At 33.3% G+C, this 14,418-nt stretch carries 13 protein-coding genes and 2 pseudogenes; 13 read left to right on the forward strand and 2 right to left on the reverse strand.

Annotation, left to right across the window (positions count from 1 at the left end; translation table 11 throughout):
• On the forward strand, window positions 1-181 hold a 181-nt coding region (locus tag PQ474_RS24610; protein WP_273848220.1), incomplete at its 5' end, for a hypothetical protein.
• Window positions 182-395: 214 nt separating this feature from the next.
• Here PQ474_RS24610 and PQ474_RS24615 read toward each other — a convergent pair.
• A complete protein-coding gene (locus PQ474_RS24615; protein WP_273848232.1) occupies window positions 396-776 on the reverse strand; it encodes a transposase in 381 nt (126 codons plus the stop codon).
• Between the two features lie 170 nt (window positions 777-946).
• On the opposite strand from PQ474_RS24615, the gene PQ474_RS24620 reads away from it, so the two are divergent.
• The 12 genes and pseudogenes from PQ474_RS24620 to PQ474_RS24675 all read left to right on the forward strand — a co-directional run bounded on the left by PQ474_RS24620 (window position 947) and on the right by PQ474_RS24675 (window position 13,762).
• Entirely contained in the window at window positions 947-1,678 is a 732-nt protein-coding gene (locus PQ474_RS24620; protein ID WP_273848221.1) for a transposase, read from the forward strand.
• Between the two features lie 471 nt (window positions 1,679-2,149).
• Window positions 2,150-3,134, forward strand: a pseudogene (locus tag PQ474_RS24625) (polysaccharide biosynthesis protein).
• A gap of 17 nt (window positions 3,135-3,151) precedes the next feature.
• Window positions 3,152-4,096 carry a dTDP-glucose 4,6-dehydratase gene (locus PQ474_RS24630; RefSeq protein WP_273848222.1) on the forward strand — a complete coding sequence of 315 codons (945 nt, stop codon included), beginning with the start codon at window positions 3,152-3,154 and terminating at the stop codon, window positions 4,094-4,096.
• A 98-nt stretch (window positions 4,097-4,194) separates the two neighbouring features.
• On the forward strand, window positions 4,195-5,652 hold the full coding sequence (locus PQ474_RS24635) for a capsular polysaccharide export protein, LipB/KpsS family (protein WP_273848223.1): 1,458 nt from the start codon (window positions 4,195-4,197) through the stop codon (window positions 5,650-5,652).
• 99 nt (window positions 5,653-5,751) lie between these two features.
• On the forward strand, window positions 5,752-6,969 hold the full coding sequence (pseC, locus tag PQ474_RS24640) for a UDP-4-amino-4,6-dideoxy-N-acetyl-beta-L-altrosamine transaminase (protein ID WP_273848224.1): 1,218 nt from the start codon (window positions 5,752-5,754) through the stop codon (window positions 6,967-6,969).
• 153 nt (window positions 6,970-7,122) lie between these two features.
• A pseudogene (locus tag PQ474_RS24645) lies at window positions 7,123-8,407 on the forward strand (IS110 family RNA-guided transposase).
• A 403-nt stretch (window positions 8,408-8,810) separates the two neighbouring features.
• Window positions 8,811-9,686 carry an aldo/keto reductase gene (locus PQ474_RS24650; protein ID WP_273848225.1) on the forward strand — a complete coding sequence of 292 codons (876 nt, stop codon included), beginning with the start codon at window positions 8,811-8,813 and terminating at the stop codon, window positions 9,684-9,686.
• A gap of 1 nt (window position 9,687) precedes the next feature.
• Window positions 9,688-10,578, forward strand: a complete 891-nt coding sequence (locus PQ474_RS24655) for a Gfo/Idh/MocA family oxidoreductase (protein WP_273848226.1) — start codon at window positions 9,688-9,690, stop codon at window positions 10,576-10,578.
• Between the two features lies 1 nt (window position 10,579).
• Complete coding sequence (locus tag PQ474_RS24660; protein ID WP_273848227.1) at window positions 10,580-11,347, forward strand: SDR family oxidoreductase; 768 nt, start codon at window positions 10,580-10,582, stop codon at window positions 11,345-11,347.
• Between the two features lie 25 nt (window positions 11,348-11,372).
• Window positions 11,373-12,191, forward strand: a complete 819-nt coding sequence (locus PQ474_RS24665) for a cytidylyltransferase domain-containing protein (RefSeq protein ID WP_273848228.1) — start codon at window positions 11,373-11,375, stop codon at window positions 12,189-12,191.
• A gap of 1 nt (window position 12,192) precedes the next feature.
• Complete coding sequence (locus PQ474_RS24670; RefSeq protein ID WP_273848229.1) at window positions 12,193-13,182, forward strand: N-acetylneuraminate synthase family protein; 990 nt, start codon at window positions 12,193-12,195, stop codon at window positions 13,180-13,182.
• Between the two features lie 217 nt (window positions 13,183-13,399).
• Window positions 13,400-13,762, forward strand: a complete 363-nt coding sequence (locus tag PQ474_RS24675; protein WP_273848230.1) for a hypothetical protein — start codon at window positions 13,400-13,402, stop codon at window positions 13,760-13,762.
• A gap of 401 nt (window positions 13,763-14,163) precedes the next feature.
• Here the strand turns inward: PQ474_RS24675 and PQ474_RS24680 are convergent, their stop codons facing one another.
• The gene (locus PQ474_RS24680) at window positions 14,164-14,313 is read right to left on the reverse strand and encodes a hypothetical protein (RefSeq protein WP_273848231.1); all 150 of its coding nucleotides are present in this window, start codon (window positions 14,311-14,313) and stop codon (window positions 14,164-14,166) included.
• Window positions 14,314-14,418: the final 105 nt, after the last annotated feature.

Consider the following 14,418-nt stretch of genomic DNA (forward strand, 5'->3'; position numbering starts at 1 on the left):
CAAGAAAATGTCTTGGTTGGAAAACTTCATACGAAGCGTTTTGGGAAGAAGTGTCGCAGTTAGATTGACAAACCGTCTTATATTAAAATTAATAACAATTTGTGAGGTGCATCAATATGGCAAAAGGGAATGTTATGATGAAATATTTAAGAAAGAAACAGTAAACCTGAATTATTCATAAAATGATTTCTGGCAAACGCTCTAACTAAAATTATACAGAAATTGGAATTGTACTAACGAATATTTGAAATCAGGTTGTTTTTTTATCAGATGGGTTGAATTTTTTGGGGGTGAATAGTCTTTTTTTCTTCTCTAATCTCTTCGGCAACCAAAAAAGGACAGACGTCTCCCGTGTTCACGAGGGATTTTTTTCTTTGTTTAGTTGAAGACGTCCCTCAGCCGAAACGAGGGAGTTGTTGAATCCGCTGTAACGTGGCCATAAACTCCTTTTGATAGACACAATGGCTACTCAATTTGAAGGTTAGATATCGTCCTGAACGGATGATTCGACCAGCTATTTTGATCAGCTGCAGACGCGCTGTTTGAATCAGACTTTTGTTCATCGTGCTTGGGAAGCAGAGGCGTCGTAAGTCCTGATAGAGGTTGTAAGCCAAAACAGCGATTTGCAATTTACACGCGTTGCGGAAAAATTCCGTACTGCTCATTTTCCCAAAGGCAAAACCAAGCTTGCCTTCTTTGATGAAGTTTTCCATCGTTCCCCGGTTAAAATTAAGCTTGGTGAGGCTTTCGGGCGACAAGCTCATCGTGGTTACGATAAATGTAAAGCGAAAAAAGAGTTCATCGGCGAGACTGCTGAAAAAGTCTCAATATGCCTTCGTGATTAAAGGAAGAGGAAAATCTTCCTTTTTTTTCGTACGCATGATTTAGATGGTTAAATAAAAATGGTATCATAGAGATAGAAATCATGTAGAAAATTGGTGAAACTATGCTACCTAAAAAAGAATTAATGCTCAGTTCGTACAGCGCACTTTATGACATATTAATCCCAGAAGATCATTTCTTAAGGAAATTTAATAACTTAGTTGACTTTGAGTTTATTTATGACGAGTTAAAAGATATGTATAATGAGGCATTTGGTGCTACAGCCAAATGTCCTATTATGATGTTTAAGTTATTACTACTCAAAGTGATGTACCCCATGTCAGATCGTGATTTAATTGAAAGTGCGACTTTTGATATGTCATTTAAATACTTTTTAGATGTAGCACCTGAAGATAAAATCGTTCATCCAACGAGCCTGACTAAGTTTAGAAAACTGCGATTAAAAGACGATTCACTATTAAATATACTTATTAAAAAGACGGTGGAGATTGCCTTAAAAGAAGGTCTTATTAAGTCCAACCAACTCATTGCGGATTCAACTCATACAAACAGTATGTTTAACTCTAAATCACCTATTGAAATCTTAATCGAACAATCAAAACAACTGAGGAAGAGCGTTTATAAACAAGACGAGACCTATAAAGATAAAATGCCTGCTAAGCCAAGTACGAATGATTTATTAGACCGCTGGGCTCTTTTTCACGTCATCACCCTTTGGGTGATGACGTGTTTTTTGATAAATTCCACTAGACAGGGATATTCACTCCATTTGTCACGGAACTATGAATATTTCAGGTTTATTAATATACAAGATACCGGTCCTAAAATGTCATAATTGACTTTTTAGGACGTCTTTAAAAGCAAATTTGTGCAGATTTTTTGCTATTGATAGATCAGTTGTGGCTGAAATCATCACCCACAGTTACAAAGAGAGGACAATGATTTGTTCGAAACGTAGACGACGGTAATAGTCTAAACGAGTTGAAGAACGTGTCAAGGAGGTTACACATATGATAAGGATAAATGAAGCTTGTCACCACTCTACACACAATTTGGAAAAAAATGAAAAAAGGCTCGCGATTTAATAATTAATACATAGTATACCTTAGAACGATCACACATCATTTATTTTATTTCTAATTGAAATTGAATGAAATATAGTAGTGGATCCTATTTGAAATTTAGGTATAAATGGACGGATAAAAATGCTAAATGTTTTATTTTTAGAACAAATTTTAACAAGAGTACTTCTTGTTGTATAAACTTACAGAGAGGAGAAAAGAGGTTGTTTTTTTAAAATCGTAAGATTCTTATTATTGGTGGGACAGGAACAATTGGCCAAAGATTGCTTAATAATATTCTATTAGAACAGCCAAAAGTTGTAAAGGTTATGAGTCGAGATGAGTATAAACAATACCATCTTCAGAATCGTTTTGGGAAAAGAAATGATCTTCATTTTTTAATTGGAGATGTTCGTGATTATGATTGTGTTTTCAGTGCCATGAAGGATATTGATTATGTCTTTCATGTTGCAGCAATGAAGCACGTTCCCGCTTGTGAAGACAATCCTTATGAAGCTGTCCTTACGAATATTAATGGAACTAATAATGTCATTAAAGCTGCAATTGCTTAAAGTGTATCAAAAGTGGTATTTACAAGTTCTGATAAAGCAATTTTGCCTACAAATACGTACGGTGCAACTAAACTTATTGCGGAAAGGTTAATATCAGATACTCAGTATAGGAAAAACATCGGAAAAAACAACTTTTGCAAGTGTAAGGTTTGGAAATGTAATGGGTTCAAGGGGATCGGTAATTCCATTATTTATTAAACAGATTATAGAATATAAAAAAATCACAGTTACCGATTTGAAAATGACTCGGTTTATGATGACTTTAAGACAGGCGACAATGCTTACTATCAAAGCTCTGAAAGAATCAAAGGGTGGCGAAGTCTTTGTTTTAAAGATGCCTGTCATTACTTTAGGAGATTTGGTTAATGTTGTTATTGAGTTCGCTTGTAAAAAACATAATTTTAATAGTGATGACATAATAATTGAAGAAGTGGGTTTAAGGCAAGGAGAAAAAATGTATGAAGAATTAATGACTTATGATGAATCAACAATCGCTTGGGAGATGTCTGATATGTTTATTATCCCTGGAAAGCTTGGGAGAGAGGGAATGTATTTAAATACGAAAAAGCCAGCTTACGGAACGTATAGTTCAGAAAGTCAAACGCTTATTTCTATCGAAGAGATACGAAAGTTAATTTTAAGTGAGAATCTTATTTAAAAGAGGGGGTATCTTAATTGAAAGTCCTAGTTACTGGTGGTGCTGGATTTATAGGTAGGTGGGTTGTTAAACAGTTATTAAGTGATGGTCATTATGTTTGGGTATTAGACGATCTTTCAAATGGAAGGCTAGAAAATATCGACGAATTCATAACTCACAAAAGCTTTATGAAGTTTGTTAAAGGTGATATTAAAGATACAGTCGAACTCGACAGGTTATTTTCGAATGGATTTGACCTTTGTTACCATTTAGGGGCAAGTATTAATGTGCAAGATAGTATTGATAACTCTAAAGAGACTTTTGACAATGATACGGTTGGAACCTTTAATGTATTGGAACAGTGTAGAAAGCACAACGTGAAATTAGTGTTTATGAGTACTTGTATGGTATATGATCGTGCCACAAATTCTTCAGGGATAAAGGAAACAGACCTAGTGAAACCAGCTTCTCCTTATGCAGGTTCTAAAATCGCTGCTGAAAATATGGTTTTGTCATATTACTATGCATATGCTCTTCCAACTGTTGTTATTCGTCCGTTTAACACGTACGGTCCTTTCCAAAAAACTGGAGGAGAAGGTGGAGTTGTCGCAATCTTCATCAAAAATAAATTAAATAGTAAACCACTTCAAATCTATGGTGATGGAACACAAACACGCGATCTTCTCTATGTTGAGGATTGTGCACGATTTGTTGTGGAAACAGGCTATTCAAATAAAGTAAATGGAGAAATTGTAAATGCAGGTTTAGGACGTGATATTTCTATAAATGATTTGGCTAAACTAATTGTGAAGGATGACTCACGAATTCAACATGTTAAACATATTCATCCACAAAGTGAAATTCAAAAATTACTATGTAACTATGAAAAAGCAAAGCACTTGTTAGGTTGGGAACCGAAAGTAAGCTTAGAAGAAGGGATAAAAAATACTGAACTATGGATTAAATCAACAAACTTAATATAAATTTCACTTCTAAAGTTACTGCAAATTAAATATGTATAAATAATAAACTTAAAAATGAATTCCAACATTAAAACTTTTTAAAGGGGGGGAGTACCAACATGAATTTTATTATGAGTACAGCAGGCCAAAGACGGAGTTGGTCTTTGTATCATGATTTTCTTGAAGCCTTTGAAAGTTTAACCTATAATGGTATACCTTTAGCATTATTCGTACATTTTAGCCATTATTTTAGAATGAAACCCCTAGAGGAAAAGCTAAATGATCCAAATATTGATAAAATTTTAAAGAATAAGGTAGTACATCCAAAGGAAATTCAATCTAAGATTGATCGGATTATGAAACAGGTAGCAACGAATTCTAATAATAAAACAAGCAACGGAAAAATTTTGTTATATGATGAAGTCAATCTTCGTTTTCGAGAAAAAAATTATGTAGAATTCTATAATTCATCTACTACGACAATACTTAGAGAGAATTCAACAAGTGAAAACTATTTGGGAATACCAATTCATAGTTTAGAAGAATACAAATCCAATGTAACACCATTAATTAAAAGTACTTTAGAAAAGGCTAATAAGATCTTAATATCATATAATCGCCATCCTGTTTTCGGTATGACGCAATTCCAAAAAAGGTTTCAGAATGATCTTCATAACATTTTAGAAAGATTAGTAGCGGTAAATAATTTTTTTGAAAAAGTACCGATCTCATGTGTAATTGTAGGTGGTTCTGCAGATTATATTCAACGAATGCTAATAGTAATAGCAGCAGCAAATGAAATTCCTAGTATATATATACAACATGGAATGATTTCAGCATCAAGAGGATTTTTACCAGTATTTGCAACAATACAAGGGGTGTACGGTCAATATGAGAAAGTATTTTATGTAAGGGCAGGTGTATCAAAAGATCGAATTAAAATCATTGGTCATCCTAGTTTTGATACCATTTTTACTGATCCTCCGATGTCAAAAAGTGTATTTATAGAAAAATTAAAAATTTTATCTAACAAAAAGATAGTATTAATTCCAACTCAACCAACTATGCCGATAGATAGTTTGAAACGACTAATTAAACACCTTTTAAGATTCGAATATATTGAAATCATTCTTAAACTCCATCCAAATGAATTAAAACAACACTTTACTATAGAGAAATACAGAAGATTAAGTAAACAGTATAGAGCTGTAAAAATAGTTTTGGATGAATTTAGTCTTTACGATACGATTGCGAATGCGGATGTTGTATGTGTGTACTATTCAACCACTGGAATAGAATCAATGTTATTCGGAAAGCCAGTCGTTTATTTTGCCAAAAATCCATTTGATGGAGCACCCTATGATTATTGTGATCAGTTAGTGGAGCCAAATCCTTATAAATTAGGAAATTTGATTGTGAGGCTAGTTAACAATAAACAATTTAAACAATTAGCTGAGATAAAACGAAAGGAGTTTATTGCAAAGGCTTATCCAAATGCTGACGAATTGTCAGGTAAAAGATTATCTGATTTAATCTATGAAATTACTGGTATAAGAAGCTATCAAAAAAATGATTAATAATTCAATAGAATATATTTAAGGTTTAGAAAAATGGAATTTTAAAAACGCATGAATGATTAAGTTAGCTCACTTTACTTTAAAGGGTGGGGTTTAGAAATGACTTATAAAAATAAATTAGCAATTAATGGAGGGGAACCTGTCCGCGATACGTACCTTTCTTATGGAAGACAATGGCTGGATGATAAAGATATTCAAGCTGTAGTAGATGTGTTAAAAGGAGACTTCTTAACGACAGGCCCATCAATTACATTATTTGAAAGGAAGATCGCTGAGTATGTAGGTGTTAAATATGCTGTTGCATTTTCAAGTGGTACCGCTGCTTTACATGGAGCTTGTTTTGCTGCAGGGATTTCTCAAGGTGATGAGGTAATAACAACACCAATGACGTTTGCAGCAACTGCTAATTGTATCCTCTTCCAAGGTGGGAAACCAATATTTGCTGATATTAACCCTAAAACATATAATATTAATCCAGAGTCGATAAAAAAGCAAATAACTAAAAAAACAAAGGCAATTATCCCTGTGGATTTTACGGGTCAACCAGCTGATTTTGATAAAATTCATCAAATTGCTCAAAAGTATAACCTGATTGTGATTGAGGATGCTGCACATGCCTTAGGAGCAATATATAAAGGGAAAAAAGTAGGATCAATAAATGATATGACTATGTTTAGTTTTCATCCTGTAAAACATATTACAACTGGTGAAGGCGGTATTATAACAACAAATCACAAAAAATTCTACGAAAAGTTGATGCAATTCAGAACACATGGTATTACTCGAGAACCAACAAAGTTAATGGAAAACCACGGTTCATGGTATTATGAAATGCAGTCTCTTGGATACAATTACCGAATCACAGATATTCAGGCAGCGCTAGGTTCTAGTCAACTGAAGAAGTTAAATTCTTATATTGATAGACGAAAACGATATGCTGAACTATATAATCAAGCATTTACAAAAGTAGAACAACTTAACATCCCATATCAAGAATGTGACAGAAAATCGAGCTGGCATTTATATGTTATACAATTAAAATTAGAGCAATTAACGGCGGGACGAAAGGAAATTTTTAATGCATTAACTAAGGAGAATATTGGTGTTAATGTCCATTATATTCCTGTTTATTTCCAACCTTATTATCAAAATCTTGGCTATAAAAAAGGGCTTTGTCCGATTGCTGAGAAAATATACGAAGAAATAATTACCCTCCCACTATTTCCATTAATGACTGAATCCGATGTTAAAGATGTGATACGTGCTGTGAAAAAAGTTATTTTATATTATTCAAAAGATAAAGGTGCGCCAGTTTAATTAAATTAATGAAAGAACTAAAAGTATAAAAGGAGCATTCCTGTAATGAAGTTATTTGAGGATTGAACAAAAAAAGAGCCCCTTGGTATGATACGAGGTGTCCGAAGCTGCAACGCAAGGACCCTGAAATTAGATACCCAAGGAGGACTCACAATGAATTATACACAAAATCAGAAAATCTCTCAAATCACACCATCAACTTTAGTTATCGGCATCGACGTTGCCAAAGATAAGCATGTAGCACGTACACAAGATGACAGAGGCTTAGAATTTGGAAAGCGACTGATCTTTGAGAACAGAATCCACGGCTTTGAGTTATTACTAGAATGGGCTTTGCGCCATGCAAAAGAAAACTCTAAAGATCAATATCATCTTTGGTGTCGAACCAACAGGACATTACTGGCTAAACCTTGCTTATTATCTGAATGCAAAGGACTATGATTTTGTATTGGTTAATCCAATGCATGTAAAGAAAAGCAAAGAGCTTGATGATAACTCACCAACGAAGAACGATACAAAGGATGCGAAAGTCATCTCACAGCTGATTAAAGATGGGCGATACTCCGTACCAAATCTCTTAGATGGCATTTATGCCGAGTTAAGGGAAGGCGTCAAATTAAGAGATCAACTTATCCAGTAGCTAATGATTACAGAAGGACGTATCCAAAATATGATTGATCGCTATTTTCCTGAGTTCTTTGATGTGTTTGGCGACTGGGAAGGTAAAGCAGCCTATTGTACATTGAAACTTTTCCCGTTCCCTTTCCAGATTGTAAAGATGACACCAGAAGAAGTACTTAGAAAATGGAAACCATTCGTTCAACGTGGTGTTGGAATCAAACGAGCCACAAAGCTAGTAGAGACAGCTCATAAGAGTATTGGAATAAACATTGGAAGTCATTTTGCCCAACGAGAAATGAGTAGTCTCCTTGATCAATGGGAACTCTTCAAAAAGCAACTCGAAGAACTAGATCAAGAGCTAGAAAGTGTTGTTAGAACGATACCTGGTGCAAGTGAAATGATTGATATTACTGGACTAGGAGTGGCGACAGTCACTACTGTCTTATCCGAAATTGGGGATCTGCAAAAGTATAAGCATCCTCAACAATTAGTCAATCTAGCAGGACTCTCTTTACGTGAGAATAGCTCAGGGAAATTCAAAGGGCAAACAACCATAACGAAACGAGGGCGTAGTAAATTACGCAGAGCCTTGTATTTGGCCATAAGGCCACTAGTTGCACATAACCCTACATTTAAAGCCCTGCATCACTATTATACAAAACGTCCTGACAAACCGTTAAGGAAACAACAGTCCCTGATTGCCTTGTGTTGTAAATTACTACGTGTTTTCTTCGTCATTGGACAAAAGCAATGTCAATTTGATGGTTCAAAACTATTACAAGGGATACCTCAAGAAAACACATTACAGGCTGCATAACAAATAATAACAACTTCAGTTACTCAAAGTTACTCAACAGACAAATACCAAAAGTGCAGAGTCGGAGCATATCTATTCCATTCGGGCTTATGACCCAGTAAAGGAGCATATCCGACCTCCACCTTGTGGATACGCAGGACGAAGGAATGTATGGACCCGATCCGGTGAGACATGGGAGGGTGAGCGGCCGTGAGTTTTGTGGAGAATTTAACGCACGGTTATAGACTTAATTTCCAAACACATCCAGTTTGGTCGTAGGATGGACTTCTATCTGTAAAAAACTTATATCATTACCATATATAGGTATTATCCAAGGTGTGTCTACTATTTGATGTTTATGAAATTTTGAGAATACGTGAGTATTCGGAAGATATTTTAACTTTATAGAGGGAGGGATGTGTATTTGAAATTAACACTTGGAACAGCACAATTTGGCCTAAAATATGGTATATCGAATAATGATGGCAAAACTCCTTTTGAAGAAGTATATAAAATCATTAAATATGCAGAATCAGTTGGAATTAACACGATAGATACCGCTCCATCTTATGGGGAAAGTGAAGAAGTGATTGGGAACATCATCAAAAATCATAACAGTTTTAAAGTCGTTACTAAAATCCCACCGTTAAACAGCCCTGAAATTTTTTATAAAGATGTTAATAAACTAGAAACAAGTGTTCATAGCTCTTTAAGAAAACTAAAATGTAAAAATATCTATGGAGTTATGATTCATAACATTTCTGATGTATTTAAAAAAAATGGAGACCGTTTATATTATAAATTATTAGATCTCAAAAACAGGGGACTTATAAATAAAATAGGCTTTTCGGTATATGATAGTGATCAAATTGATTTGTTATGTAACTCATTTACTTTTGATATCATTCAAATCCCTATCAATGTATTAGATCAACGATTATTAAAAAGTGGTCATTTAAGGAAATTAAAGAATTTAGGTATAGAGATATATGCTCGATCCATTTTTTTGCAAGGTTTATTATTAATGGAAATTGAAAATCTACCCAAAAATTGTCAGACAATTCAGCAAACTTTATTAGAATATCATCATTTTTTAGAAGGAAATGGGATATCACAACTCGACGGGGCATTGGCCTTTGTAAAAAATATTAAAGAAATTGATTATATCGTTATTGGTGTAAATAATTTAAAACAACTTGTAGAAATAAAAAAATCATATGATACAAAAACAAAAGCTAATGATAATTATAAAAAATTTTCATGTGGAAATCTAGATATAATTGATCCCAGGAGATGGTAAAATGGGAAACATTAAACTAGGTATGATCGGAATTAGTGAAGGAAATGGACATCCGTACTCATGGTCCGCTATTTTTAATGGTTATAATAGAAGTTTAATAAAAGAATGCCCTTTTCCTAGTATCCCAAATTATTTATCTAAACAAAAATTCCCTAAGGATGCTATTAAAGAGGGACAGGTAACACATTTATGGACACAAGATAAAAAAATCTCTCAAAATATAGCCCAAACAACGTATATTGAAAATATAGTTGAAAATTATGTAGACATGATTGGTAAAGTTGATGCCATTCTTTTAGCAAGAGATGATTTTAAACTTCATTATAAAATATGTAAACCGTTTATTGAGGCTGGTTTACCAATCTATATAGATAAACCATTGGCGAATAACATAAAGGAAGCTAAAAAAATTTTTGCATTAGAACAATATGAAGGCCAAATTTTCACATGCTCTGCTCTTCATTATGCAAAGGAGTTTTCAATATCGCAAGCTGAATTAGAAAAAATAGGGCCTCTACAATATGTAGATGCTTGTGTAATGAACAGCTGGGGTAAGTATGCTGTTCATATAATTGAACCAGTTGTAAAAATGATTGGTTCACAAGGACAACAAATTGAGGTTACCAAATCAACAGCAGGGCAAAAAAATATTGTAACAGTTTGTTGGGAAAGTGGCTTACAAACAACTTTCACATCATTAGGAAATATTGATTGTCCGATTAAAATTCGATTATTTGGGGAAGAAGGTTGCAAAGAACTAGTTTTTAAAGACACATATTATGCATTTAAGAAAGCATTACAAACCTTTGTTGATATCATTCAAAAGAAAGAAAAACCATTAAATAAACATTTTGTATTAAAAATTATTGAGATCATAGAGAAAGGAATTTGATATGCTGTCAAAATCAATACTAATTACAGGAGGAACAGGTAAAGTTGGAAAGCAGCTAATTCAACATTTCTTAAACAAAAAATATAAAGTGATTTTCACTTCTAGAAATGAAGAGAAAATAGCATCATTGATAAGAAAATTTAAAAATGAGGGTCATAATAATAAATCTTTAAACGGGATATTAGTTGATTTAGAACAAGAAAAGGCATTTCAAAATATAATAAATTGGTTTGAAAAAAGAGACTGTTGGCCAAATATTTTAGTTAATAATGCAAGAAATATTGAATATTTAAAAATAAATAACGGATATATGAATCGGAAAAATTGGTTAGGTGAACTAATATTAGAGGTTGTTGTTCCTTATGAATTAGTCATGGCTCTTGTAGAACATCCAAAATCTCAACTAGAAAATGTAATAAATATAGCATCGATGTACGGGGTGGTACCACCAAATCCAAATTTGTATGAAGATCCAAAAAATGAATCACCGATTAACTATGGGGTAGCCAAAGCTGCACTTATACATTTAACGAAAGAGCTCTCTATTCGATTTGCTTCGAATGGAATTAGAGTAAATGCGATTTCATATGGTGGAATAGAAGGAAGGGTTACTGAAAATTTCAAAAAAAGATACGCAAAACTATGTCCAACAGGAAGAATGTTACATGAAAATGAAGTTGCAGGTGCTGTCGAATTCCTTGCATCTAATCATTCATTGGGAATGACCGGTCAAAACCTTGTTGTCGATGGTGGGTGGTCCGTATGGTGAAAAAAAGAAATTGAGGAGAGATATTATGAAAATAAAGATTATTGCTTGCATTATTGTACGTACAACTTCAACTCGACTTCATCTTAAAGTATTAAGAACAATCTATAATAACATGTCTATACTAGATGTTATTGTTAATAGATTAAAGATGGTTCACAAAGTCGATAAAATTTATCTATGTACTTCAAAAGAAAAAGTTGACGATATTTTAGAGGATGTTGCAGAGCGAAATCAAATTTCAATCTATCGGGGATCGGCAGACGAAGTAATTGAAAGGATGATTTCTGTCGGGGAAATTGAGAAAGCATCACAAGTTATTCGGATTACAGGAGATAATGTTTTTGTGGATCCGTATATTCTTGAAAAACAAATCGATTTTCATTTAATTGAAAACCTTGAATACACTCGGACAGAAAATCTCCCAATTGGTGTTACAGCTGAAATAATAAATTTAAATATGCTTAAAAAGTGTTATTTACAAATAGACCCTGAAGGTCATGAATATTTAATGTTCTATATGTTTAATCCTGATGTTTATAAATGTGGAGTTTTACTACCAAAGGAAAATCAAAATCTATCTAATTATACTTTAACAGTAGATACACCAGAAGATTTAATACGGACAAAACAAATTGTATCTTACTTAGGAGATGATTATTTTAAAGCTGATCTTAATGAAATTATACAAATTATTAATCAATATAAAATTGACAATGCAAAGAATACACCAAATAGTATGATTAAACTTCCTCATGATAAATTAATAAGTTTTGATGATTTTCGTAAAGATATAAACAATCGTATTCTTAAGTCTTTAACAAAAACGATAGATTTGGAGATATAAGATGTCTTACTTTCTATATGCAGAAACAGCCTTTCATCATGAAGGTGATTATAATTACTTAATTTCTTTAATTGATTCGGCGGCTGAAATCGGCTGTCATGGAATTAAGTTTCAAATATTATTAGATCTTAATGACTTTATGTCATCATTGCATCCTGATTTTTATAAGGTGAAAGAATGGATGTTTAGTTCGAAACAATGGATTGAATTATTAGAATATTCAAACTCCAAAGGGTTAGAAATTGTTGCAATGCCTTGTGACTTAACTGCTGTAAATTTAATTGAATCGTTACCATTTACGATTAAATATTATGATATCCACTCTGTATCTTTTTGTGATAAAAAACTACTTTCAGCAATTAAAGACACAGGAAAAAAAGTTATTTTAGGTGTTGGAGGTAGAACGTTTAGTGAAATCATATCAGCTTGTGATTTTTTTGAAAAGCAATTAACAACTCTCATGGTTGGGTTTCAGTCATATCCTTCAAATTTGAGCGATGTCATGATTGGGAAAATTAGGTCTTTGAAGGAACTTTTTCCAGAATTGATAATTGGATATGCAGACCACACTCTGTACAACAATGATTATGTAGTAAAAAGTTTGGAATATGCTTATATATTAGGTGCACGAGTATTTGAAAAACATATTACTCTTCAAGAAGGAATAAAAAGAGTAGATTATGAATCTGCGGTTAGTAAACATAAGTTTAAAAAAATGAAACGAAATTTAGATTATTTAACTCAACTACTACCAGAATACAATTATAAAAATTTTATGTTTTGTAACAAGGAGATTTCCTATCGAAATAGACAAAAAATTTTGGTGGCATTAATGGATATTAGAGCTGGTACAAAATTAACAACTTACAATACGGTTCTCAAAATGGCCGGTAATATAAATGGCTTTACAAGCATAGAAGAAATAGAGGGCAGTAAGGTTATAGTGGATTTGAAAAAGGATGAACCGATTACAAGAGAAAAAATAAAGTGATAATAGCGCGAAATTTTCTTTTTATTAAGAATAATACTTTGGAGAAAAACATGAATATTTATATAAAAGTAGATTCTTCAATTGAAATAGGAAGCGGTCATGTTATGAGTGTTTAACTTTAGCTGAAGAATTACGCTCAAAAGGTGAAGAGGTTACGTTTATTAGTCGTGAGATAAAGGGGCATTTGTGTGAACTAATCGAACATAGAGGATTTAAAGTGTACAGATTAGACTCTCTTAACAATATACCGTGGTGCATAGATGTAGAACAAACAATAGAACTTCTTAAAAAAAGTGTGAAGCCTATTGATTTACTTATCATTGATCATTACTCGATAGATAAAAGCTGGGAACTATCAATCCGGAAGTTTGTTAAAAAAATAATGGTAATTGACGATTTAGCTGACCGAGAGCATGATTATGATATTTTATTAGATCAAAATTTTCACCTTAAAAACGAAATAAGATACAATGGTTTGATTCCAAGTCATTGTAAACTATTTCTGGGGCCTAAGTATGTTTTATTTTCCACACCAAGATTCAGCTTGCGTAAGCACTTGCAAAGCAAGTGGCGAGGTTAAAAACCTCCTACTTTAAGTAGTTTCGCTTTTAGCCGACTTTAGTCGGTATAACTCGTTGGAGGTTCAGTCCTCCAACGAAGAACCTCCATACTTTAGTGTGGAGTCGTTTAGTAAGAAAAGAATTTAGGGAAGTAAAAAAAGGAATCGTAATGGAAGTGTTAAGCTAGTTCATATATTTTTTGGTGGGAGTGATCCGACAAATGAAACTAGAAAAACAATAGAAGCATTTCTCTTATCGGTGATTGTCAATATAGTTGTCGCATTTAGTTACTTTAGTATTTACAAAAATGTCTCCATCCCCGAGTTCAGTCAAGGCTACCGCGCTACGCTTGCTGGCCTGGTGATTTGAATCGAAAGGAAAAGCGTGTTTTTGATTCAAATCACCAGGGAAAGAGGGAATATTATGGCTTCCTCAATTCTTCAGTTTCCCCCTCATCTCGCATCGGATTGAGCGATACTTGTTCATTCGGTGTCCATTTTCTTGTGGCTCGTGCCCAACGCTCTGGATGCTTTGCCTTCGCTGCTTCGTATACGTCTTTTCGCTTTTCCAATATGGCAACGTGTTCTCCTGTATGACACTGTATATAAATGCTAATTTAATAATGTACAAAGATGATTACATAAGAATGTACAGTTTGATGATGTACATGCATACT

The sequence above is a fragment of the Halalkalibacter alkalisediminis genome, assembly GCF_028610705.1.
In the GTDB taxonomy this organism is placed as follows: domain Bacteria; phylum Bacillota; class Bacilli; order Bacillales; family Bacillaceae_D; genus Halalkalibacter; species Halalkalibacter alkalisediminis.

Coding starts and splice junctions, on each gene's coding strand:
- PQ474_RS24635 (WP_273848223.1), top strand. CDS start 4,195: ATGAATTTTATTATGAGTACAGCAGGCCAAAGACGGAGTTGGTCTTTG.
- PQ474_RS24620 (WP_273848221.1), top strand. CDS start 947: ATGCTACCTAAAAAAGAATTAATGCTCAGTTCGTACAGCGCACTTTAT.
- PQ474_RS24655 (WP_273848226.1), top strand. CDS start 9,688: ATGGGAAACATTAAACTAGGTATGATCGGAATTAGTGAAGGAAATGGA.
- pseC (WP_273848224.1), top strand. CDS start 5,752: ATGACTTATAAAAATAAATTAGCAATTAATGGAGGGGAACCTGTCCGC.
- PQ474_RS24665 (WP_273848228.1), top strand. CDS start 11,373: ATGAAAATAAAGATTATTGCTTGCATTATTGTACGTACAACTTCAACT.
- PQ474_RS24660 (WP_273848227.1), top strand. CDS start 10,580: ATGCTGTCAAAATCAATACTAATTACAGGAGGAACAGGTAAAGTTGGA.
- PQ474_RS24670 (WP_273848229.1), top strand. CDS start 12,193: ATGTCTTACTTTCTATATGCAGAAACAGCCTTTCATCATGAAGGTGAT.